This is a genomic window from Enterococcus sp. DIV0970a, from assembly GCF_051711265.1.
Taxonomy (GTDB): Bacteria; Bacillota; Bacilli; order Lactobacillales; family Enterococcaceae; genus Enterococcus_D; species Enterococcus_D casseliflavus.
The window spans coordinates 430,499-452,723 of the sequence record NZ_JBIOMF010000001.1; the positions used below are offsets into that span (position 1 = coordinate 430,499).

The 22,225-nt window shown below is 42.4% G+C and carries 18 protein-coding genes; 16 read left to right on the forward strand and 2 right to left on the reverse strand.

The window, feature by feature from the left end; genetic code table 11:
* Nucleotides 1–79 precede the first annotated feature (79 nt).
* Both IGK14_RS02055 and IGK14_RS02060 read left to right on the forward strand, forming a co-directional pair.
* On the forward strand, nucleotides 80–2,785 hold the full coding sequence (locus tag IGK14_RS02055) for a YhgE/Pip domain-containing protein (RefSeq protein ID WP_010748725.1): 2,706 nt from the start codon (nucleotides 80–82) through the stop codon (nucleotides 2,783–2,785).
* A gap of 216 nt (nucleotides 2,786–3,001) precedes the next feature.
* Nucleotides 3,002–4,825 (forward strand): APC family permease, encoded by a 1,824-nt coding sequence (locus IGK14_RS02060; RefSeq protein ID WP_005227281.1) that lies wholly within the window; start codon nucleotides 3,002–3,004, stop codon nucleotides 4,823–4,825.
* Nucleotides 4,826–4,898: 73 nt separating this feature from the next.
* Here IGK14_RS02060 and IGK14_RS02065 read toward each other — a convergent pair whose 3' ends face one another.
* Nucleotides 4,899–5,789, reverse strand: coding sequence for an ArsR/SmtB family transcription factor (locus tag IGK14_RS02065; protein WP_005227282.1), 891 nt, complete (start codon nucleotides 5,787–5,789; stop codon nucleotides 4,899–4,901).
* A 315-nt stretch (nucleotides 5,790–6,104) separates the two neighbouring features.
* Here IGK14_RS02065 and IGK14_RS02070 point away from each other — a divergent pair, with 315 nt between their 5' ends.
* From IGK14_RS02070 to IGK14_RS02115, 10 genes are all read left to right on the forward strand, one after another.
* Nucleotides 6,105–7,355, forward strand: a complete 1,251-nt coding sequence (locus IGK14_RS02070) for an extracellular solute-binding protein (protein WP_005227283.1) — start codon at nucleotides 6,105–6,107, stop codon at nucleotides 7,353–7,355.
* 46 nt (nucleotides 7,356–7,401) lie between these two features.
* On the forward strand, nucleotides 7,402–8,292 hold the full coding sequence (locus tag IGK14_RS02075; RefSeq protein WP_005227284.1) for a carbohydrate ABC transporter permease: 891 nt from the start codon (nucleotides 7,402–7,404) through the stop codon (nucleotides 8,290–8,292).
* Nucleotides 8,293–8,304: 12 nt separating this feature from the next.
* Complete coding sequence (locus IGK14_RS02080; protein ID WP_005227285.1) at nucleotides 8,305–9,156, forward strand: carbohydrate ABC transporter permease; 852 nt, start codon at nucleotides 8,305–8,307, stop codon at nucleotides 9,154–9,156.
* Between the two features lie 8 nt (nucleotides 9,157–9,164).
* A complete protein-coding gene (locus tag IGK14_RS02085) occupies nucleotides 9,165–9,581 on the forward strand; it encodes a hypothetical protein (RefSeq protein WP_010748727.1) in 417 nt (138 codons plus the stop codon).
* A 15-nt stretch (nucleotides 9,582–9,596) separates the two neighbouring features.
* On the forward strand, nucleotides 9,597–10,553 hold the full coding sequence (locus tag IGK14_RS02090; RefSeq protein ID WP_010748728.1) for a glycoside hydrolase family 43 protein: 957 nt from the start codon (nucleotides 9,597–9,599) through the stop codon (nucleotides 10,551–10,553).
* An 18-nt stretch (nucleotides 10,554–10,571) separates the two neighbouring features.
* Nucleotides 10,572–12,194 (forward strand): glycoside hydrolase family 43 protein, encoded by a 1,623-nt coding sequence (locus tag IGK14_RS02095; protein WP_010748729.1) that lies wholly within the window; start codon nucleotides 10,572–10,574, stop codon nucleotides 12,192–12,194.
* Nucleotides 12,195–12,204: 10 nt separating this feature from the next.
* A complete protein-coding gene (locus tag IGK14_RS02100) occupies nucleotides 12,205–13,650 on the forward strand; it encodes an alpha-N-arabinofuranosidase (RefSeq protein WP_010748730.1) in 1,446 nt (481 codons plus the stop codon).
* Between the two features lie 4 nt (nucleotides 13,651–13,654).
* The gene (locus IGK14_RS02105; RefSeq protein WP_034695322.1) at nucleotides 13,655–13,921 is read left to right on the forward strand and encodes a DUF6171 family protein; all 267 of its coding nucleotides are present in this window, start codon (nucleotides 13,655–13,657) and stop codon (nucleotides 13,919–13,921) included.
* A gap of 136 nt (nucleotides 13,922–14,057) precedes the next feature.
* Entirely contained in the window at nucleotides 14,058–14,984 is a 927-nt protein-coding gene (locus tag IGK14_RS02110; RefSeq protein ID WP_010748732.1) for an AraC family transcriptional regulator, read from the forward strand.
* 33 nt (nucleotides 14,985–15,017) lie between these two features.
* Nucleotides 15,018–17,018: a glycoside hydrolase family 31 protein gene (locus tag IGK14_RS02115; RefSeq protein WP_010748733.1), complete on the forward strand. Its 2,001-nt coding sequence runs from the start codon at nucleotides 15,018–15,020 to the stop codon at nucleotides 17,016–17,018.
* A 123-nt stretch (nucleotides 17,019–17,141) separates the two neighbouring features.
* Here the strand turns inward: IGK14_RS02115 and IGK14_RS02120 are convergent, their stop codons facing one another.
* Nucleotides 17,142–18,407, reverse strand: a complete 1,266-nt coding sequence (locus IGK14_RS02120; protein WP_010748734.1) for a glycoside hydrolase family 27 protein — start codon at nucleotides 18,405–18,407, stop codon at nucleotides 17,142–17,144.
* 120 nt (nucleotides 18,408–18,527) lie between these two features.
* Here IGK14_RS02120 and IGK14_RS02125 point away from each other — a divergent pair, with 120 nt between their 5' ends.
* The 4 genes from IGK14_RS02125 (at nucleotide 18,528) to IGK14_RS02140 (ending at nucleotide 22,102) form a co-directional block, all read left to right on the forward strand.
* Nucleotides 18,528–19,427, forward strand: coding sequence for a helix-turn-helix domain-containing protein (locus IGK14_RS02125; protein ID WP_010748735.1), 900 nt, complete (start codon nucleotides 18,528–18,530; stop codon nucleotides 19,425–19,427).
* 50 nt (nucleotides 19,428–19,477) lie between these two features.
* Complete coding sequence (locus tag IGK14_RS02130; RefSeq protein ID WP_010748736.1) at nucleotides 19,478–21,418, forward strand: glycoside hydrolase family 127 protein; 1,941 nt, start codon at nucleotides 19,478–19,480, stop codon at nucleotides 21,416–21,418.
* Nucleotides 21,419–21,572: 154 nt separating this feature from the next.
* Nucleotides 21,573–21,836: a type II toxin-antitoxin system Phd/YefM family antitoxin gene (locus IGK14_RS02135; RefSeq protein WP_010748737.1), complete on the forward strand. Its 264-nt coding sequence runs from the start codon at nucleotides 21,573–21,575 to the stop codon at nucleotides 21,834–21,836.
* Nucleotides 21,836–22,102 carry a Txe/YoeB family addiction module toxin gene (locus IGK14_RS02140; protein ID WP_010748738.1) on the forward strand — a complete coding sequence of 89 codons (267 nt, stop codon included), beginning with the start codon at nucleotides 21,836–21,838 and terminating at the stop codon, nucleotides 22,100–22,102. Before IGK14_RS02135 ends, IGK14_RS02140 begins: the two co-directional genes overlap by 1 nt.
* Nucleotides 22,103–22,225: the final 123 nt, after the last annotated feature.

Sequence of the window (22,225 nt, forward strand, 5' to 3'; positions counted from 1 at the left end):
TGGTCGATCCTAGCCGTTGGCGGCAGGGGAAAAAAATGGTAAATTATCCTTCGACGAAGAACTAGTGGGGGAAGAAAAAATGAATAAACTAAAGAATGTTTTCTATTTATATAAACTGGACTGGAAGCGAATTTTCAGCAATCCAATCTCTGCATTTTTGATCATTGCCTTAATGATTTTACCCTCGCTTTATGCGTGGTTCAATATCAAAGCCCTCTGGGACCCATACGGCAACACCAGTGAATTGCCGATTGCCGTTTACAGTGCGGATAAAGGGGCAGAATTTCAAGACAAGCACATCGATATCGGTGATGAAGTCATCGACACCCTCCATAAAAACAAGCAGTTGGGCTGGCGCTTCTTGGATTCAAAAGAGGACTTAGTAGAAGGGGTCAAGTCAGGAAAATATTACGCGGGTATTTATCTGCCAGCGGATTTTTCAGATGATCTGATCAGCTTTACCAGTGGGAAAATCGAAAAACCGACCATCGAGTATTATAGCAACCAAAAAATCAACGCCATCGCACCAAAAATCACCGATAAAGGAGCCAGCAGCCTTCAAGAAGAAATCTCACAAAACTTTATTGAAACCGCCAGCTCCACGTTGATCAAAGTCTTCAATGAAATCGGCTATGACATTGATTCCAACTTAGTCAGCATCAACAAAGTCAAATCGATGATCTTAGACACCGATGACAATTTGGCTACGATCGATGGCTATACGAAAGAGATCGTCACCTTGCACGATAAGTTTCCAGAAATCAAAGAAAAGATCGCAAAAGCCGAAGAATTCACCGATTATATCCCACAAGTGGATGCTATGGGGGAAAAATTGATTGGCCTAAACGATAAGCTGCCTGCATTGAAGAAAGAAGCCAGCATCATTTTGACCTTGCAAGAAAAGATCCCAGAGATCCAAAATGCTGGCAAACAATTGAAGATGATCGACGATGATTTCGATGACATTGCCAGCACTATGACGGACGGCATCGACACCGCCAAGCAAGGACTGCAAGTCATTGAACAAGTGCAAACCGCTTTACCACAGATCGAACAACTAGGCGACCAAGCCGCCAGCTTCGCCACCGCAACCAAAGATGGGGCGCAACAATTGCAAGATGCCCTGCCAAGTATTTCTAGCAGTGTGAAGGTGACGATTGAGTCGATCAGTCAAGTGGCAACCACCACTGCCGGTCTAACAAGTACGATTCGCCAAGCGCTGGCTGACAATGAACTAACGGATGAAGAGCGTCAAGCAATCAGTGCAACGATCACTGACTTTCAAAAGAACATCCAACAACAACAAGCCGCCTTGGATTCCTTGATTGCCTTTTTAACCAATATTCAGAATTCTGGCAGTAACGCCGACCTAGAAGGCATCATTGCACAACTAAGCAATGCCAAAACAACGTTAGGTGTTTTATCTGACCGCTTATCGCAATTGAATAACCTTGTTCAAAATGGGTCTGTTGATGAAATTACAGCGTATCTCGATCAAGTTACCGCAGCTGCTCAAAACGTTGCCAATCTCATGAACAGCATCAATGTTGATTCAATCACCACCACCATCAACGACATTCTAACCAAACTAATCAAAACCATCACCACCGCCGAAGATGTCTTGAAAAAAGCCCAAGAGATCGATTTTGATTCGTTGCTGTCTTCCACCAAATCAGTGGTCAGCAATGCCGTGACGATTTTGGAAAAATACCAAAAAGAATTGCCTGCCATCAAGCAAGAATTGCACGATGCCAATACGATGCTGAATGGTCACATGGATGAAATCGTCAATGCCATCAACAAAGGAGCCGACCTGTACAACAACGAATTGCCAGTGGTCGAAGAAAAATTAGGGCTGGCCGTAAACTTCTTGCAAAACGATTGGCCAACTATCAAATCAGAAATCAGCTCTACGATGGCAATGGTGGATGAAAAACTGCCAGAAGTTGAAAAAGCCTTGGATGCGGCTGTCGATTTGATCAATAACGATTGGCCGAGTATCAAAGCAGGCATTCACAAAGCCGCTGATGCGATCCGAGCAGGAGAAAATGAAGTCGATCTTGGAGAAGTCATCAAATTATTGAAACTTGATGCCACCGATGAAGCCGACTTCTTCAAACAACCAGTGGAATTAAAAAGCAATGAAATCTATCCAATCGCCAACAATGGTTCAGCTAGCACACCGTTTTATACCGCATTGTGTTTGTGGGTAGGGGCATTATTGTTGTCAAGTGTCGCTACAACGGAGTATCATTTAGAGAAGAAAGACAAAAAACGCTTTACCCAACGTGAAACCTTTGTGGCACGAATGCTGACGTTCTTGACGATGGCAGTCGCCCAAAGTTTGATCGTGACCCTAGGAAATATGTTTTTATTAGGCGTTGATGTCCACAATCCAGTGTACAGTGTCTTCTTCGCATTACTCGTCGGACTCGCCTTTATGATGATCGTCTACGTACTGGCAGGACTGTTCGGCAACCTCGGGAAAGGGATCGCCATCATCATTTTGGTTCTCTCCATCTCAGGTGGGGGAGGAAACTACCCGATCCAAGTTTCTGGGAAGTTCTTCCAATTCATTAATCCGCTGCTGCCATTTACCCATGCAGTCAATCTGTTAAGAGAATCAGCTGGCGGGATCTATTGGCCAAATGCCGTGCCACAATTGGTTATTTTAACGATTTTGTTCCTGGTCTTTGGGATCGTCGGTACCTACGCGTATCCTTATCTAGTCAACTCTACGAAGAAATTAAGCGACATTTCCAAAGAAAGTCATTTCTTCCACTAACATCGAAAAGCAGAAAGAGCATTTGTTCTTTCTGCTTTTGTGCCATCACGTGAAATTTCTAATAATCAAAAGAGGGAAAAAGGGGCGTTTTTTCATCTGATTTTCATTGACTTTTCGCGGTTACAAGAGTAGCATACAGTCTTGATAATTCAATATTTGTGAGGATATCGTTACAAGTTTAACGAAGGATTTTTTCATGAAAAGGAGTGTAGAAAAGTGGAGTATTTGAAACGTTTGTTGGTCGGACGTCCATTGAAATCCGCAGAGAATGATGAACAAAAACTGAGCCGGACGGCGGCCCTTGCGTTGCTATCTTCTGATGCTTTGTCTTCGATTGCTTATGGGACAGAGCAGATCGTTGTCGTATTAGTGGCACTTTCCGCTGCTGCCATCTGGTATTCATTACCGATCGCTGCTTTTGTTATTATTCTTTTGATTTCATTGACCTTGTCTTACCGTCAGATCATTCATGCTTACCCTCACGGTGGTGGGGCGTATGTAGTAAGTAGTGAAAATTTAGGGAAAAATGCGGGCCTGATTGCCGGCGGCTCACTGTTGATCGATTATATGCTGACAGTAGCAGTATCCGTCTCAGCAGGGGCGGAAGCCATCACTTCTGCTGTGCCAGCGTTGTTCGGCCATCAAGTGGCCATTTCTGTCGTGATCGTGCTCTTGATCATGATGATGAATCTGCGAGGGCTGCGAGAATCAGCTAGCTTCTTAATGATTCCTGTCTACACCTTTATCGCAGTGATCACAGTCTTGATCGTGGTCGGCTTGTACAACATCGTAACTGGTGCGCAACCGTTGAATGCAACCGCACTGCCAGGAGCTGTCGTACCTGGGGTATCCGTAGCCTTGATCTTACGGGCTTTCTCATCAGGTTCCTCTTCTTTGACGGGGGTCGAAGCGATCAGTAACGCGGTGCCATTTTTCAAAAAACCACGGGCGAAAAATGCAGCTGCGACCTTGACGATCATGGCTGCGATCTTAGGGTTCTTCTTCGTCGGTATCACTTTTATCAACTATTGGTACGGTATCGTACCAGAAGCAGAAGTGACCGTCCTATCTCAAATTGGCTCTGCTGTTTTTGGTCATGGGTTTATGTACTACGTTTTGCAATTTGCCACAGCGCTGATTCTAGCAGTTGCCGCAAATACTGGATTTTCCGCCTTCCCCGTGTTGGCGTATAACTTAGCCAAAGACAAATATATGCCACACATGTATCAAGACCGTGGGGATCGTCTCGGCTACTCAAACGGGATCATCACCTTGGCTGCTGGTTCCATCGTCCTATTGTTTATCTTCCAAGGATCGACCGAGCGTTTGATTCCGTTGTATTCCATCGGGGTATTCATTCCTTTTGCACTATCTCAAAGCGGAATGGTCGTCAAATGGAAAAAAGAAGGCAAAGGCTGGTTCTTTAAATCGATCGCCAACATCATTGGGGCTTTGATTTCTTTTGCGATCATTGCCATCTTGTTCGTGTATCGCTTAGGCGATATTTGGCCATTCTTCATTATCATGCCGATCCTCTTGTATATCTTTTACAAGATCCATGATCATTATAAAAAAGTCGCAGAACAGCTGCGATTGGAAAAACAAGAAGCACTGCATGTCTATGAAGGAAATACCGTGATCGTTCTCGTCGGAAATGTTACCCGAGTAAATATCGGCGCATTGAACTATGCCCAATCGATTGGTGATTATGTCGTGGCGATGCACGTCTCGTTGGATGAAGATGTGAAGAAAGAAAAAGAGATCGAACAAGAATTTAAGCAAAAATTCCCAGACGTGCGTTTCTCCGTCGTTCATTCTTCGTATCGTTCGATTGAAAATCCCATCTTGCGTTATGTGGATCTAGTCAGCCGCAATGCAGCCAAACACAATTACACAACGACCGTCATCATTCCACAGTTTGTCCCAAGACGTCGCTGGCAAAATATTTTGCACAACCAAACAAGCCTGCGCTTGCGTTTCAGACTCTCTTGGCGTGAGAACATCATTGTAAGTACGTACAGTTACCATTTGAAGAAATAACAAAAACGCTAGTTTAGCGACCTGATTCCCAAAAGAAATGTTTGGGTCAGCCGCTAAGACTAGCGTTTTTTTTTTAGCTATAAAACATTTTCAGTTTGATATCCTGATCGTAATTCCCAAACCCCTTGCCAAAGAGGGTACAACCGCCGACATGCTCGGCATCTTCTTTGACTTCCACTTTTAAGTGCCACGTATCTTCGTAGGCAGGTATATCCTTGATCGTAATGTCGGAAAGAGGAACACCTTCCATGTAGGTTCCGTGATCCATGATGCGGATCGTCTTCAATAACCCGTACTGATTGAGATTGTCTGGATACCAATCCGGTGTATACTTGCCGCGAATATCTGCAAAATCCCCTGGGCTAGTCCATGTACCAAGCTCCACACCATTTAAGCTGAAGGTGATGTCTGACGGCCAGTTGTTATTGGAAAAAGGAAATTCAGACGAAACTTCCATTGAAATCTCCATCATTTCCAGTTTTTCTTCTCTTGCTAAGAAGTTTGGCGATTGGTATTCAACAAATCCTTTCGTAAACCACAAGATGCGGGCATCCATTCGTCGGGGATCCATGAAAAACTTCGGTTCATCCACCATTCCCACAAAATCAGCTGAAGTAGCAAGCCCGCACGTTGGTTCTACCGAATAATTTGTATAATGACCGATCGGTATCGCCGTTTCTTTCGTATCAAAGGCATTAAAGATTTTCTCAGGAAAGTTGATATCGATATGATCCACTCTCAAACTGGAAATCTTTTTTTGCCCCACACGCTCTGTTTTGATGATTTTGGCTTCTTCTAATTTTTTGATGTGCATCGTAATGATGGCGCTGCTTAAGCCTAACTCTTGTGCCAACTCTTTGACATTCATCTTGTTTTTAGCCAGCAATTGAATGATTTTGATTCGTACGTTACTGGCAAGTGCCTCATAGACAGGCAATGCTTCTTGATTGATTTCTAATTGCATCGTGTCACCTCCGCTTAAACTGTTTGATTTACTTGAATGTTAACATATTTGCTAATTTGTGTAAATAGCGTTGTTTATTTCGCTAGTTATTAATATATTTATTAATTAATATAGATGTTATCCTGAATAAATTAATCAAAATATTGTTGACAGCGATTACAAATCAAGTTATGATTTATTTGTAAATTGAAAGTGTTTGCAAACGCTAGAAATGAATAATGCAATTATAAATGCTGGGATAGCAAATAAGAGAAGGAGGATAGGCGTGTTCGGCTTCAAAGACCAAAATTCAATTTCTATGAAAGAGGGAAAAACATGAAGAAGAAACTTATTATTATTGGTGCTTTAGTTGCAGTCGTTGCAGTTGCCCTTATTGGTTTTAATCGTTATCAGGCAGCGGAAAAAGAAAAATACACGATTAATTTTTGGTCACCCCTTACTGGTGATGATGGCGCTTATATGGATCAGATCGTAAATGAATTCAATGAACAATCAGGTTCCGATTATACAATCAATCATGTGATCACGTCTGATATGTACACTAAATTAAGTACGGTTGTAAGTTCTAAAAGTGGGATTCCAGATTTGACTTTGATGCATTCTTATAAAGTAGAGGAATTTGTCAATTCCGATATTATTGATCCGGTTGATCGTCTGGTTTCTTATCAACCTGAGTTAGAAGAAAGCAATTATTTAGATACGGCGTGGAATGCAGGGAAAATCGGCGATACTCAATATACGATCCCATTAGATATCCATGCCAGTGCCATGTATTACAATCAAGATCTTTTAGAAAAATACAATGTCACTTCTTGGTTAGACGATAACATCGTGACGTTTGATGAAATGATGTCATTAGCAGGGCAGATGGAAGAAGGCGATTATGTCGTAAATAATGCGTTACTTTCTTGGGTTATCTTAGCGCAAATCCGTAACTTAGGCGGCGCGATTTCTGACGATGCTGGGAACCCGACGGTGAATACGCCAGAAATGAAAGAAGCGTTAGAAAGAATTAAAGCGTTAACAGATGCAGGCCTGATGACACCTTATGGAGAAGATGGGTATTTGATGTTCCAAGGCGGAAACGTACTCTTATCAACAGATGGTACTTGGACTTCTACCGCTCATGATGCGGTTGAGGGCTTGAATTGGGGCGTAACAAATATTTATTCGACTTCAGATGACATCGCAACCAACCGAGCAGCTTCTCATATGTTTGGCATGTTGAAGAGTGAAAGCAGAACAGAAGAAAAAGAAGAAGTAATCGCACAATTTTTAGAATTCGTTCGTACAAACTCGATCGAATGGGCAAAAGCCGGTCAAATCGTTGCAAGTAAAGATATTTTAGAAAGTGATGATTACCAACAATACCCACAATCATTCTTTACTTCTACACCAGAGGAAGAAGAAACACTTTACATCTTTGACTACGTTTATTTCTCTTATGTCTTAGAAGCATTAGATGTTTATAGTACAGATATCGCTTACGGTGAATTAGATATGGATGAAGGATTAGAAACGATGCAACAATATGTCGAAGATAAGATTGCAGAAGTAGCTAGATAAGTGAAGGGGGGATAATTCTATCCCCTTTTCCAATTTTTAGAAGGGAATGAAAGGAATGAAAAAAAAGAGCATTAACTGGGCATCGATCGCATTCATTGGACCACACATGGTACTCTTTATTATTTTTGTATGTATTCCAACGATCTATGGTATTTATGCTTCATTTACGCAATGGAATTTGATCTCTGATCCAGTCTGGGTCGGTTTTAACAACTATAAAACATTATTGTTTGATAGTTCCTCGACGTTCTATACCCAATTTTGGAATGGTTTGAAAAATACCTTTATTTTCGTTTTGATCATGGTGCCGTTACAAATCATCATTCCACTGATGATTGCAGCTGCATTGCAACATAAAAAAGTGAAGCTGAAAGGACTTTTTCAAGCAATTCTATATATTCCAGGTCTTATCTCTGTTTCAGCAGGTTCTTTGATTTGGTCATTGATTTTCCACTCTCGATTAGGTGCCGTCAATAATATTTTTGGGTTCGATTTCTCTTGGGCTTCGCGACAACCCTATGCTTGGATCTTAATTTTTGTTGTCAGCATTTGGGGAGCGATCGGTGGTAACATGATCATTTATCGCTCAGCTTTAGCGGGTGTCAATGAAGACCTTTATGAAGCGGCAGAGATCGACGGAGCGGGAGCATTCCAAAAATTCTTGAATGTGACCTTGCCATCTATTCGCTTTCCACTGTTATATACGATCGTGATGACAACTGCTGGAGCATTTAATGTCTTTGCACAGCCTTTGATGATGACAGGTGGAGGTCCAAACCAAAGCACGACTGTATTGATGATGTATATCCGCTCACTGGCTTTTAGTCAAGGAGAGTCAATTGCAGGAATGGCTTCGGCAATGGCAGTCATCTTAGGATTGATCATTATGTGTGTGTCCGTATTTCAATATTTTCTTTTAGATAGAAGCAATACTTAAGGGGGCAAAAAAATGAATACACAAAAGAAACATATACCTAGTATGGTCATCGCATATTTGTTTCTGATCGTTTTATGTATCATCTGGGTTATTCCATTGATTTTTAGCTTCGCCACTTCTTTTCGTTCTCAAACCGAAATCGTCTCCACTGGATTTCGTTTATTACCCGTAAACTGGATATTAGATAACTATGTAGCGATTTTGACTAATACGTCTACTGCACCAATTATGCAGTGGTTATGGAATTCAATGTTTATCGCAGTCACGCACACTGTTTTAGTTGTGATCGTTGTTTCAGTGACCGCTTATGGCTATGGCAGAATGCGGTTTAAATACCGTGATCGTATCTTTTATCTTTTGATGGGGATCTCGATGTTTCCCGGTGTAGTGAATTTGATCCCGTCTTACAAAATCATTGAAACCTTCGGCTGGGTCAACTCTTCTCTTGCCATGATCATTCCAGGCTTAGCAGGGATGGGAAATATCTTTCTTGTGCGACAGTTTATGAAAGGTATCCCGCTTGAATTTGACGAGTCAGCACGAATGGATGGTGCAGATGAATTTACCATTTTTGCAGAGATCATCGTTCCTTTGATCAAACCTGTGTTGATCGTTGCAGGCCTCTTTTCTTTCACAGGTTCATGGAATGATTTCTTGTGGCCAGTGATCGTGTATACGGATGTTAGTAAAATGCCGATCACAGCCGGTTTGCTATTACTACAAGACATTTATGGCAACTACCGAATGATTGGTCAATTGATGGGCTCGGCATTGATTGCGATCATTCCCACCGTCATGCTGTTTCTATTTGCTCAAAAATACTTCATTGAATCTATGAACTTAAATGCAGGAATAAAAGGATAGTGAAGATCATGAATCGAAAATTGGAAAGAAATTTACTACGTGCCAGTGCGGTCTGGGATGTCTGTATTGGTCTTGTAACGATGTTTGGGTATTATCCTTGGTTTGAAGAACAAGGGATCGCAGCATTTCAAAATCAAAATCAGTATGAATACTTGCAGTCAAGTCTGGTAGGAATGATATCGAAGGTAGTTATGATCGTTGCGTTAGCGACGATTTTGATGGGCGTTATCAGTTGGATCAACGCGAAGAATATGCGAGACAAACAAATAAACAAAGGAACGATACGTTGGATGATCGCCTGTGTCATCATCCATTTGATCATCTATGATGTGATCGGTGTCGTCCTCTATTTACTAGCTACGACGATGTATATGTCTAAAAACAAAGCAATAAAAATACTAAAAACGGAAAATGGAATTATTTAAGAAGGTGTAGAATTTATGGCAGAAAATTATTTGGAACCGATTGTATTAGAACGTGCAGACCCATGGATATACAAGCATACCGATGGATATTATTACTTCACTGGATCAAAACCAGGATATCAGGAAATCGAATTAAGGCGTGCGAAAACCTTGAAAGGACTGGCTGACGGTGAAGTAAAAGTCATCTGGAAGGCTCATGCCGAAGGCCCCATGAGTGAACTGATTTGGGCACCCGAGATTCATTTTATTCAAGGAAAATGGTACATCTATTTTGCTGCTGCAGATCATGGAGAAGTCAGAAATGATCAGCATCATCATCGGATGTTTGCGATCGAAAATGCGAATGAAGATCCCTTTGCAGGCGAGTGGGTAGAAAAAGGACAGATCAAGACGCAATTTGAGAGTTTCAGTTTAGATGCTACGGTATTTGAACACAGGAACCGATTGTATTATGTCTGGGCACAAGCAGATCCAAACATTCCAGGCAATTCCAATCTTTATTTATCAGAGATGGAAAATCCTTGGACATTGAAAGGAAAGCAGATTCTGCTGAGCATTCCTTATTATGAATGGGAAAAAATTGGCTTCAAAGTGAACGAGGCACCAGCTGCTTTGATTAGAAATGGAAAAGTGATCATTACTTATTCAGCCAGTGCGACGGATGAAAACTACGCGATGGGACTGTTGTGGGCAGATGAGGATAGTGATTTATTGAATGGGTATTCTTGGCATAAGTTGAAGGAACCAGTCTTTTCAAGTTCTGAACAAAATTCCCTATACGGACCAGGACATAACTCCTTTACAGTCGATGAGGAGGGGGAACAAGAGATCTTAGTGTATCATGCAAGACCAGAAAAAAATGATTACAGTAATCCTTTAGAAAATCCCAATCGACATGCGTATGTCCAACCGTTTACTTGGAAAAAAAATGGATTGCCTGATTTTGGCGAACCCGGTGTAGTCAAAGGATAGATAAAAGAGAGGGAAAAAATGAATACAAAAAGAAAAATGCTCTGTTTAACCATGTCCGTTTTTTTTACTAGTTTATTTCTTGCTGGCTGTCAAACAGGAGATGCTGCTGAGCAACTTTCACAAAAGGAGTGGGAAACAACGACAAAAAATCGAGTGTCGATTCATGACCCATCGATTACTTCTATTCATGTTGGTGACCAAGAGCTGTTTTACGTATTTGGTTCGCATCTCGCCCAAGCGAAAACAGAAGATTTACAAACTTGGGAAGTGCCTTTCACTCACGAATATGAATCAATGGAAGACAATATGATCTATGGTAACACAAAAGAAAATCTAGCTGAGACTTTTGAATGGGCAGGCTATGATGATGCCGATTCACAAGGTGGTTACAGCCTTTGGGCACCAGATGTCATTTGGAATGCTGATTATGAATGGTCAAATGGAGACAAAGGAGCCTACATGCTCTACTACTCAGCTAGTTCTACTTGGCGGCGTTCAGCGATTGGATTGGCCGTAGCTAAAACGATCGAAGGACCCTATAGCTATGCGGATACCGTGATCTATTCTGGCTTTACAGAAAAAGATTCGACAGATGGTAGTGAACGCAATACCAACTATCAAAATACCCATTTGGCCAAATTGATCAAAGAGGGGAAAATCAGTGGGTTCAGTGAAAACTGGGCGATCGAAGATGGTCTGACGTATAACACCGATTATGCGCCAAACGCCATTGATCCAGCGTTGTTTTATGATGAAGAAGGGAAACTATGGATGACCTATGGTTCTTGGTCTGGCGGTATCTTTTTATTGGAAGTTGATCCAGCCACTGGAAAACCAATGTATCCTGGGGAAGATAGCACGACGGAAGATGGGCGTATCATTGATCGCTATTTCGGGATCAAGCTTTTTGGCGGCTATCATCAATCAGGAGAAGGTCCCTATATTGTATATGATGAGGAAACCGATTATTATTACCTATTCGTCACTTACGGTGGTTTAGCAGCAAAAGGTGGTTACAATATGCGACTGTTTCGCGCTGAAAAACCAGAAGGACCTTACCTTGATGCCCAAGGAAATAGCCCAATCTTAGAACAAGGGGACCAAAATTCAAACTACGGCATCAAATTGATTGGAAACTACCAATTCTCGTTTCAACAAATGGGGTATCGAGCAGCGGGACACAATTCGGCGATCATCGATGAGAATGGTCAGTGGTCCTTGGTGTACCATACGCGCTTTAACAATGGAACCGAAGCCCATGAAGTGCGGGTCAACAGAATGTATATGAATGAGGAAGGCTGGCCAGTTCCAGCACCCTACGAGTATCGAGGCAATGAACAAGTAGCGGATGCTTTGACAGAAGATGACATTATCGGGCGCTATGAAATCATTAACCATGGTACCGACAATGGAACGACCATGCTAAAAACGCAGACGATCGAGCTTCAAAAAGATGGAAGCGTTACTGGTGACTTGACCGGAACTTGGACGTACGATGCGGGATACTTGGCATTGACTTTTGAAGAAGCGACCTTCAAAGGAATTTTATTAACTCAGGAAATAACAGAGTTTGAGCAGCAAAAATTAACGTTCTCAACGATTGGCGATAATAATGAGTCCATTTGGGGAATCAAAGAATAGGAGTATAACAATGACGATTAACATTCAAAACACAAAATCAGGAACAACGATTAGCAAATATATCTACGGTCATTTTGCAGAGCATCTAGGCCGTTGTATCTATGAAGGATTATACGTTGGAGAAGATTCGCAGATCCCAAATAAAAATGGGATGCGAATCGATGTGGTTGAAGCACTGAAAAACATTCAAATCCCTGTGCTGCGTTGGCCAGGCGGCTGCTTCGCCGATGAATACCATTGGAAAGACGGGATTGGTCCTAAAGAAAACCGCAAAACCATGGTCAACACTCACTGGGGCGGCGTGACTGAAAACAATCATTTCGGGACCCATGAATTTTTTGAATTGATCAAGCAGCTGGAATGTGACGCGTATGTCAACGGCAATGTCGGCAGCGGAACGGTGCAAGAAATGTCGGAATGGGTGGAATACATCACGATGGATGGCATTTCTCCGATGGCTGATCTTCGCAGAGAAAATGGCCATGAAGATGCGTGGGAAATGAAATTCTTTGGCGTAGGAAACGAAAACTGGGGCTGCGGCGGCAATATGCGGCCAGAGTACTATGCGGATCTGTATCGCCGCTATCAAACCTATGTCCGCCAATACGGTGACAAAAAAATCTACAAAGTTGCTGGCGGAGCGAATGTCGCAGACTATCATTGGACAGAAACGCTGATGAAAAACGCCCATTGGTTGATGGACGGCCTAAGCTTGCACTACTACGTTCATCCGCAGGGCTGGGAAGAAAAAGGGAGCGCCTTGGAATTTGATGAGGCAGAGTGGCAAGTGACCTGTGAAAAAGCAGCCTACATGGATGAATTATTGACCCGCCACAGCGCGATCATGGACCAGTATGACCCAGAACAGCGTGTGGGAATCATTGTTGATGAATGGGGCACTTGGTTCTCAGCAGAACCTGGGACGAATCCGGGCTTCTTATACCAACAAAATACGATTCGTGATGCCATGGTCGCAGCGATCACCTTGAATATTTTCCATAAACATGCCAAGCGAGTGCATATGGCAAATATCGCACAAACCGTCAACGTCCTGCAAGCGATGATTTTGACAGATGGCGAACAAATGGTGAAAACCCCAAGCTATCATGTCTTTGATTTGTACAAAGTCCATCAAGATGCTGAAACCATTGATAGCCATGGAACTAGCAGTGATACCATTACGTATACGATTTCGAAAAAAGAGGATACGATCCATCTATCGGTTTGTAATTTTGCTACACAAGGCACGGAAGAATTAACCTTCTCCCTGGAAACAGCGATCAATGAAGTGAAAGAAGCTCGTTATATCGTGGGGGACAAAATGAACGCACACAATGATTTTGATCATCCTGAAGATGTGGTGATCCAAGACTTCACCGCTTACGATGTTGAAGAGAACAAAGTCAGCTTGCGGGTGCCAGCAATGAGTGTTCTAACGATCTCATTGACAGTCTGATCCCATGACTTGTAAAGGATGCGAAGTGAAAGATGCTGCTGCAGCAGCACAGGAAGACATTGAATCCTTGATTGCAGAACAACTTTCTTTAGAAAGCGACTTGGCTTCGCCGGAGATCGTCAGTAGGAGAATCGCTGTTTGTGAGACTTGTCCATTGCGATTGAATCATACCTGTACCAAATGCGGCTGCTTTTATCGGTTTCGCGCAAATTTAGCTAAGAAAAACTGTCCTACAGGAATGTGGGAACAAACAGGACAGCTCGTCAAGTAGCTGTCCTGTTTGTTTCAATTGGTCAAAAGGATCAACAGATAAACTATTTTTTGATTACGCTTACATAATCGTTGTAGATACGCTATGATTAAACGAAAAACACTGTTAACAAAGTGGAAAGTGAGCGAGTGATTCAATGAAAATAAATCAACCTGCAGCGCTTGCTTATTATGAAGCTGCGAACCATGGCACGGAAGATTTCCCATTAGCATATTATCCTAATTTAGTGAGTGTTTGGCGAGAATTCTTTTTTGTGCCACATTGGCATAAAGAAATCGAAATTTTATGTGTCCATCAAGGACAGCTAGAATTAGTCGTTAATGGAGTCTCACGCAAGATTAAGGCAAATACGATCGTACTGATTCCTCCCAATACTTTACACACTGCCTATCGAATCGCACAACAAAGCTGCCGTTTTTCGTGTATCGTTTTTTCTGAACAATTAATCACGAGTCGACAATCAGATAGAATTCAAAGCCAACAAATCGATCCTTTTTTGATACAAGAAGGTGTTACTTCTTATGTGGATTTTCCAGATAAAAGTCAACAAAGTCTCACCTTGTTTCAACTATTTGATCAATGCTTTATGGGGAAATCATCTTATCGTGAATTACGTCTGAAAGGGATTGTTATCCAACTCTTGTCATATCTATTAGAAGTTGGGACCGACCAGCCAGCAAAAAAATCAAGCGAGCGCCTCCAAGAAAAACGGGAAAAAATGGTTTTATCTTATATTCATAGTAATTATCATGAAATGATCCAATTACAAGATTTGGCCGATTCTGTTTCCTTAAGTAAAGAGCAATTTACACGATTTTTTAAACAATCATTTCGAACTTCCCCAATGGCTTATCTAAATCATTATCGCTTGATCCGATCGGCAGAATTGTTGCGAGAGACTGATTTGACCATGGTGGCGATCGCTCAAGCTGTCGGTTTTTGTAATAGTAATCATTTTTCTGTGTGCTTCAAAAAGATGTTTGGTGAGACCCCTACACAATATCGGAAAAATGACATGATTACGATAGAACACGCCATAAAATCGAAGGATAGCCCTCTGTAATCCAGCTATACTGAAAAAAAGGAGGGTTCAAAAATGTCGTTTTTTTCAATAGGTGAGAATTACCTCGAATTTCAAAATGGAAATGAAGTCGTGCGCATTATTGCTTGGGGCACGAACAGTTTGCGGGTGGTGAGTGCACCGTCTGGTGAACTAGATTTATCCTGCTGTGCATTATTAACACAAGATTCTAAGGTCGAGGTTGCGATTGAGGGGGATGTAGGATCTATCGGTAATGGAAAAATCCACGCAGTAGTCACCAAAGAGTCAGGCTGGAACAACTATGGCAAGATCACTTTTTACAATCAAAAAGGCGAAGTGATTTTGAAAGAAGCAGCATCTGGCGGTGCGCTCTTGAAAAAGGCGCGGTTTTTTAAGTCGATTATTGGAGGAGATTTTCAACTAAAAGCTACTTTCGAAGCCAATCATGAGGAGAAAATCTATGGTATGGGGCAATATCAACAGGATATTTTTGATCTAAAAGGGTGTAATTTAGAATTAGCACATCGAAATTCACAAGCTTCGATCCCCTTTTATTTATCAAACAAAGGATACGGCTTTTTTTGGCACAATCCAGCAATCGGTTCGGTCTCTTTTGGTAAAAATACGACCGAATGGCGTGCCGAAAGTACGAAGCAATTGGATTACTGGATCACTACTGGAGAGACACCAGCTCAAATCGAAGAACAATTTAGCCAAGTGACAGGACGGGCACCTATGATGCCCGAATATGGTCTAGGATTTTGGCAATGTAAACTTCGCTATGCGACACAAGCGGAAGTAGTGGCGATCGCTAGGGAACACAAAGAGCGGAACATTCCCGTTGATGTACTAGTGATCGATTATTATCATTGGCCGCGCTGTGGTGATTTTCGCTTTGATGAAAATTTCTTTCCAGACCCCAAGGCGATGGCAGAAGAAGTACGAGATAAATATGGAATCGAGCTAATGGTATCGATCTGGCCCCAAATCGACACGCGTAGTGAGAATTTTCAAGAGATGAAAGAAAAAGGCTTATTAGTCAAAACGGATCGCGGCATTGATGTGCAGATGTTGTTTCATGGGAATAACATTTTTTATGATCCAACAAATCCTAAAGCTCGAAACTATGTCTGGGAGAAAGTATCAAAAAATTATGTCAATAACGGCATTCGCTTGTTTTGGTTGGATGAGGCTGAACCAGAATTTGGTACGTATGACTATGATTCCTATCGTTATTATGTAGGGAGTGTGCTGCAAAAAGGCAATATTTACCCCCGTGAGTATGTTCGTGGTTTTGATGAGGGAGAAGCCTCCTCACAAAAAGAACATTCAATCAAATTGGTTCGTTGTGCTTGGGCGGGCAGCCAACGATATGGGGCATTGGTTTGGTCCGGCGATATTCATTCGACTTACCAAGACTTACGCAACCAAATCGTTGCTGGCATGCAAATGGGGTTAGCAGGCATCCCGTGGTGGACAAGTGACATCGGCGGATTTCATGGTGGTTCTGTGACAAGTCTAGATTTTCAAGATTTATTGATCCGCTGGTTTCAATATGGGACTTTTTGTCCAGTCATGCGATTGCATGGTTCACGTACTCCCCATAAAAAAATCTTCAAGGCAGATGGTGAAGAAACAGAGCAAACCGGAGCAGCTAACGAAATATGGGCGTTTGGGGAAAAGAACTATGAGATTATGAAAAAATTTATTGGAATTCGTGAATTGATGCGGGACTACTCGCGTGAATTGATGCGCGCAGCTCATGAAAAAGGGACGCCAGTCATTCGCTCAACTTTTTATGAATTTCCAGAGGATCACCAGGCATGGGAACTGACAACACAGTATCTCTATGGTTCTGATATTCTAGTAGCGCCCATCGTTGTAGCGAATGCTACTGAGCGTGAGGTATACTTGCCAACAGGAGAAAAATGGACCGATGCTCGAGATGGAACTATCTATGAAGGTGGACAATGGATTGTCGCACAGGCACAAATTGATTCCTTACCAATCTTTTTACGAGAGGGAAAACAGAGTTACTTGATTCATGAAGTGTAACTGGAAATGGTTACGGTGAGTTGTTTGTAAGACTAGTAGGTACCTTGTTGAGAGGGGAAGAACCATATGAATAGAAAAGCAACACAATGTGCCGAGCACATTGTGTTGCTTTCATTGAGAGGACTATTGTAATGGGCTTTTGAGTAACAAGACACCATGAGTAGGAACCTCAGCATCGGCAATTGTTTGTTCTTTTTGTTGCCATAACTCAGTGCCGCTTTTAATTGGTAGTAAAGCAGCGATCGATTTTGGGATGGTTTGCGTTTGATCAGAAACATTGAAAATGGCATAGTAGACGGCTGTGTCGCTCAACGCCTCCCAAATGATCCACTCTTGATCACGATAGAACTCTTTTTTCGTATGGATTCTTCGATACATTTCTAAGACTTCAGTATTCGTCAATAAACGTAACGTAAAGGGATCGATGTCTGGTAAAGTACCACCGAACATCAATGGAGATTGGAAGATCGTCCATAAACTCATCAATAAGTATTGCTCGTCTTCCGTAAAACGTGTCCAACTATCACCACCGCCACCATCAACTGCCCGAATGCCGATATGACCCAACGGCAGCATATCACAGTCAGGCCAGTTACCTGGACGGACGAAAGGTGCCCACTCTGCTGCTCGGTCAAACATGGCGTAAAGGGCGCCCCAATGATCCCAAAAGTCATCCGTCAAGCGCCACATATTGGCATGATTTTGAAAGAAACTACCATTTTTGAGGGCAGCTGGTCCGGGAGACAAAGAAAGGACGATCTCTCGACCCGATCGATCGATCGCACGGCGAATCGCTTTGATTTCTGCTTTATGGGCATCACCGTAAATTTTCGAATCGCCGATATCATCCACCTTTATAAAATCAACACCCCAAGAAGCATATAATTCGAGCAAAGAATCATAATAAAGCTGTCCTTCAGGCAATGAAACATCGACCCCATACATATCGGAATTCCAAGGGCAGATTGAATTCATAGCAATGTCCCGTGCCCGTTTATCCGTTCCTTTGATCGGCGTATTTTGATGAACTGCTTGTCGTGGAATGCCGCGCATGATATGGATACCAAACTTCAGCCCTTTTTGATGCAGATAGTCACCAAGTTTTTTGAAACCAGCGCCATCTTTTGCTGAAGAGAAACGGTTCTCAGCAGGAATCAAGCGAGAATAGTCGTCCATACACAATGGACAAAAATCATTGTACCTTGTAGACTTTGCTTCTGGTTCGCTCCATTGAATATCCACGACGACGTACTCCCAACCATAAGCTTTCAAATGCTCTGCCATAAAATCAGCATGGGCGATCACTTCTGCTTCGGTTACAGAAGCGCCATAGCAGTCCCAAGAATTCCATCCCATTGGGGGTGTTTGTGCAAAATGTAAAAAAGACATCGATTTCCTCCTAGTACGTTTTTCTTATAGTATAGTAAGCAATAAAAAAGAGAGGGAAAGTTTTGTCTACTAGCAATAAAAAAGAAAGAAATCGTCAACGAATGAAAAAGGAGTTGATCAATGGTGTTTCCACAAGAAACAAACTATGCGAAGATTACAGCATACTATAGTGTTGCCCTTGAGCGTTTTTCCATGGATCCACATCAACACCCAGCGTGTGAGATCAGGTTTGTGACCAAAGGGAAGTGTAAGATAAAGGTGCAAGATCAAGTAATTGTTCTGGAAAGAAATGATTTCGTTTTCATAAATGCGTTTGTGGAACACGCCTTACTCGTTGAAGGAGATTCCTGCACCTTACTGAATATTGAATTTCTTCTGAGTGAGACACCGTCCGGCCTTTGTGTTCGTGATGTTTTTGCATACATCAAAGGAAATGTACAATTGAATGAGCCTTACGCGAAAAGTCGCGATGTCCGCCAATTTGGACAAGCGATCAAGTCATTGCTGCAGTTGCTAATGATCGATGATACTCAAGAGCAACCGTCTGCTGAACGGCAATTTACGATCGAGCTCTTGTTTAAGCGGATGCTGATGGAATTAGCCTTTTCATTACGTACGAAAGAAACCAAACGGGGCAATTGCTATGTGAACGCTGCGGTCAACTATATTCAACAGCATTTTGATGAAGATATTCAAGTCTCCCAAATCGCAGCGGCTGTGGGGATTACGAAAGCCTACTTGCATAAACTCTTTCATGAGCAACTGGGAGTGACGGTCAACCATTTTCTCACCAGTGAGCGTCTGAAGCAGGCAGCATTTTTACTAAGCAATAGTCAGCTGCCAATCGTCGAAATTGCCGCTCAAGCAGGATTCAACAGTAGGCAGCACTTTACCAATACCTTTAAACAGAAAAAAGGCATGAGTCCTAAAGCCTACCAGCTCTTATATAAGCAAACGATCAAAGAAGAGGCAGGGCAACATATCACAGGAGATGATCCGGCCTTTTTATTAATGAAGTAAATATGAAACGAATGATCAAACATAAAAAAATAAAAGAACAGGAGAACGTAATGAAAGAATTCGCATTAAACAAGATCCAGCTCACGGACGAGTTTTGGCAAGGATACCAAGAGCTTGTTCGCAAAGAAACGATTCCTTACCAATACCAAGTCCTAAATGATGAAATCGATGTAGATGTTCAAGCAGAACGGGAAGATCCCAATTTGCCAGCTGGGAAAAGCCATGCATTGGCGAATTTTCGCATCGCTGCAGGGCAAATGGAAGGGGAACATTTTGGCTGGTTTTTCCAAGATAGTGATGTCTACAAATGGATCGAGTCGGCTGGGTATAGCTTGTTGAATACTAGCGATCCGCAATTGGAAAAGATAGTAGATGAAGTGATTGACTTAGTTGCTGCTGCACAAGAAGCGGATGGCTACTTAAATACCTTCTTTCAATTGACCCGACCGAAGTTAAAATACCGTCAGCTGTATTTCAGTCATGAACTTTATTGTGCCGGGCATCTAGTCGAAGCGGCTATCGCTTATGATCAAGCAACAGGCAAGGATAAATTACTGACCGTGGCAGAGAAAAATATCGCCAATATTTGCACGTATTTTGGGCGGGAGCCTGGAAAAATTCAAGGTGCTGATGGCCATCAAGAGATCGAATTGGCTCTGGTGCGTTTGTATGAATACACCGGTAAACAAACCTATTTGACATTAGCTGATTTCTTTCTTGAAGTACGTGGGGAAGATCCTGCCTTTTACGAAAAAGAAATCTTGAAAAACCAAGCGGATGGCTTATCGGATGAAACGCCAAGGGTAGACCTCACCTATTTACAAGCCTACGATCAACCTAAAAAGCAGCATGAAGCCAAAGGTCATGCGGTACGAATGCTGTATATGGCAAGCGGGATGGCAAAAGTCGCCCAGCATACCCAAGATCAAGCATTAAGCGATGCTTGTGAAGCGATTTGGGAAGACATCGCCTGTAAGAAAATGTATGTGACCGGTGGCGTCGGCTCAACCGTTCACGGGGAAGCCTTTGTCGGTCCCTATGATTTGCCAAATGATACGATGTATTGTGAAACCTGTGCAGCCATTGCATTGGTCCAATTTTCTTTTGAGCTGTTCAAACTAACCAATGAACCAAAATATTTAGCGACGATGGAACGAGCGTTGTATAATAGCGTCCTTTCTGGTGCGGCAATTGACGGCAAACACTTTTTCTACGTGAATCCTTTGGAGGTCAATCCCCAACGAGATCAAGAAAATCCTGGCAAAGGTCACGTCAAAGCCCAACGACCCGATTGGCTCGGTTGTGCGTGTTGTCCGCCGAATTTTGCGCGGATGGTCGCTTCGCTGCAGCGCTTGGTTTACACTTGCGATCAAGAGAAGCTTTACGTGAATTTATTTGTAGCAAGCCGTTTAGAAGAACCTGATCAATTTACGTTTGAACAAACGGGCGGGTTTCCTTTTACAGAGGACCTCACGATTCGCTATCAAGGCATTCCAAAGACGCTCATCATCCACAAACCTAACGGACTAAGTAAGTTTCAAATCGATAGTGGACACGAATGGCTGGAGACGAACGAGGCAATCATCTTTGAGGCAGTCGAAAACGTGACGGCCAATATCCGTTTTGAACAACCATTGCAAATCTTGCGTGCGAATCCTCAAGTTATTCAAGACATCAATCAAGTCGCATTGCAACGTGGCCCCTTCGTGTATTGCATAGAAGAAGCCGACAATGGTCAAGCACTCTGGCGTTGCCGCATCGACCCCCAGGCGCTGGAGGCGACCTTTTCGAAAGAGGATACGTTGTTGCCAACTACTTTACGTTTGGCGATCAAAGGCTACCAAAGCGAAGAATGGTCGGGAACAACCCTTTACGAAGAACGAGCGGAAACGGTCATACCTCGTACGTGGCAACTGATCCCATACCATTTATGGGGCAATCGGGGCATAGGCGAAATGCGCGTTTGGCTGCCGCTCGTTGGAAAGGAGTAAGAAGTAAGCAGGGCCAAAGAGCTTCCCTAAAAGGAGGCTCTTTTTTTCTATGTAAAAATAACGGGGAAAGTTCGCTGTATATGAGTACGTTATTGTATTTTTGATGTACTCAATCAGGTACGCTATAATTATATCAAGAAAAGGAGGAGTGGCAATGGCTAAAACAACGATGAATCCTAGCACTGCTCGTAAAAATTTTTATCAGTTATTGAAAGATGTAAATGAAAACCATACTGAAATTGAGATTATTAGTGATCGAAGTGGAAACAATGCGGTGTTGATTGGGCTAGGAGACTGGAGAGCGATTCAAGAAACCCTTTTTCTTGAGCAAACAGGTACTCTAGAAAAGGTACGAGACCGCGAAAAAGACGACAGTGGCTTTACGGATATCGATGATATTGATTGGCAAGCTCTTTGATGAGGAGTGATACGGTCACAATCAAAAACTCTGCGAAAGTGGATCTAAGGAAAATCAAACAATCGAATTTAAAAAAACAGTTTGAAGAAGTGATTCAGGCCTTGAAGGAAGATCCATATATGCCCACGCAGTCTTTTGAAAAGCTGAGATCTACACATGAAGGCAGATATTCACGTAGGCTGAATAGGCAACATCGAATGGTTTACAAAGTTGATGAGGAAAATAAAGTTGTGGAAATTTATTCTGCATGGACACATTATGAATGAAGTGTGAAGAGCTGATTTTTTAGCTAGTTGACCAAGAGCTTCCCTAAAAGGAGGCTCTTTTTTTTCTAAACTCAACCTTCTTGGATTTGTTGCATGATTTCTTTAATTTGTTCCTATATTCCG

Excerpts from the sequence above, each read along its gene's own strand:
- IGK14_RS02055 (WP_010748725.1), top strand. The coding sequence starts at position 80 with ATGAATAAACTAAAGAATGTTTTCTATTTATATAAACTGGACTGGAAG.
- IGK14_RS02065 (WP_005227282.1), bottom strand. The coding sequence starts at position 5,789 with ATGCAATTAGAAATCAATCAAGAAGCATTGCCTGTCTATGAGGCACTT.
- IGK14_RS02070 (WP_005227283.1), top strand. The coding sequence starts at position 6,105 with ATGAAGAAGAAACTTATTATTATTGGTGCTTTAGTTGCAGTCGTTGCA.
- IGK14_RS02075 (WP_005227284.1), top strand. The coding sequence starts at position 7,402 with ATGAAAGGAATGAAAAAAAAGAGCATTAACTGGGCATCGATCGCATTC.
- IGK14_RS02080 (WP_005227285.1), top strand. The coding sequence starts at position 8,305 with ATGAATACACAAAAGAAACATATACCTAGTATGGTCATCGCATATTTG.
- IGK14_RS02085 (WP_010748727.1), top strand. The coding sequence starts at position 9,165 with ATGAATCGAAAATTGGAAAGAAATTTACTACGTGCCAGTGCGGTCTGG.
- IGK14_RS02090 (WP_010748728.1), top strand. The coding sequence starts at position 9,597 with ATGGCAGAAAATTATTTGGAACCGATTGTATTAGAACGTGCAGACCCA.
- IGK14_RS02095 (WP_010748729.1), top strand. The coding sequence starts at position 10,572 with ATGAATACAAAAAGAAAAATGCTCTGTTTAACCATGTCCGTTTTTTTT.
- IGK14_RS02100 (WP_010748730.1), top strand. The coding sequence starts at position 12,205 with ATGACGATTAACATTCAAAACACAAAATCAGGAACAACGATTAGCAAA.
- IGK14_RS02105 (WP_034695322.1), top strand. The coding sequence starts at position 13,655 with ATGACTTGTAAAGGATGCGAAGTGAAAGATGCTGCTGCAGCAGCACAG.
- IGK14_RS02110 (WP_010748732.1), top strand. The coding sequence starts at position 14,058 with ATGAAAATAAATCAACCTGCAGCGCTTGCTTATTATGAAGCTGCGAAC.
- IGK14_RS02115 (WP_010748733.1), top strand. The coding sequence starts at position 15,018 with ATGTCGTTTTTTTCAATAGGTGAGAATTACCTCGAATTTCAAAATGGA.
- IGK14_RS02120 (WP_010748734.1), bottom strand. The coding sequence starts at position 18,407 with ATGTCTTTTTTACATTTTGCACAAACACCCCCAATGGGATGGAATTCT.
- IGK14_RS02125 (WP_010748735.1), top strand. The coding sequence starts at position 18,528 with ATGGTGTTTCCACAAGAAACAAACTATGCGAAGATTACAGCATACTAT.
- IGK14_RS02130 (WP_010748736.1), top strand. The coding sequence starts at position 19,478 with ATGAAAGAATTCGCATTAAACAAGATCCAGCTCACGGACGAGTTTTGG.
- IGK14_RS02135 (WP_010748737.1), top strand. The coding sequence starts at position 21,573 with ATGGCTAAAACAACGATGAATCCTAGCACTGCTCGTAAAAATTTTTAT.
- IGK14_RS02140 (WP_010748738.1), top strand. The coding sequence starts at position 21,836 with ATGAGGAGTGATACGGTCACAATCAAAAACTCTGCGAAAGTGGATCTA.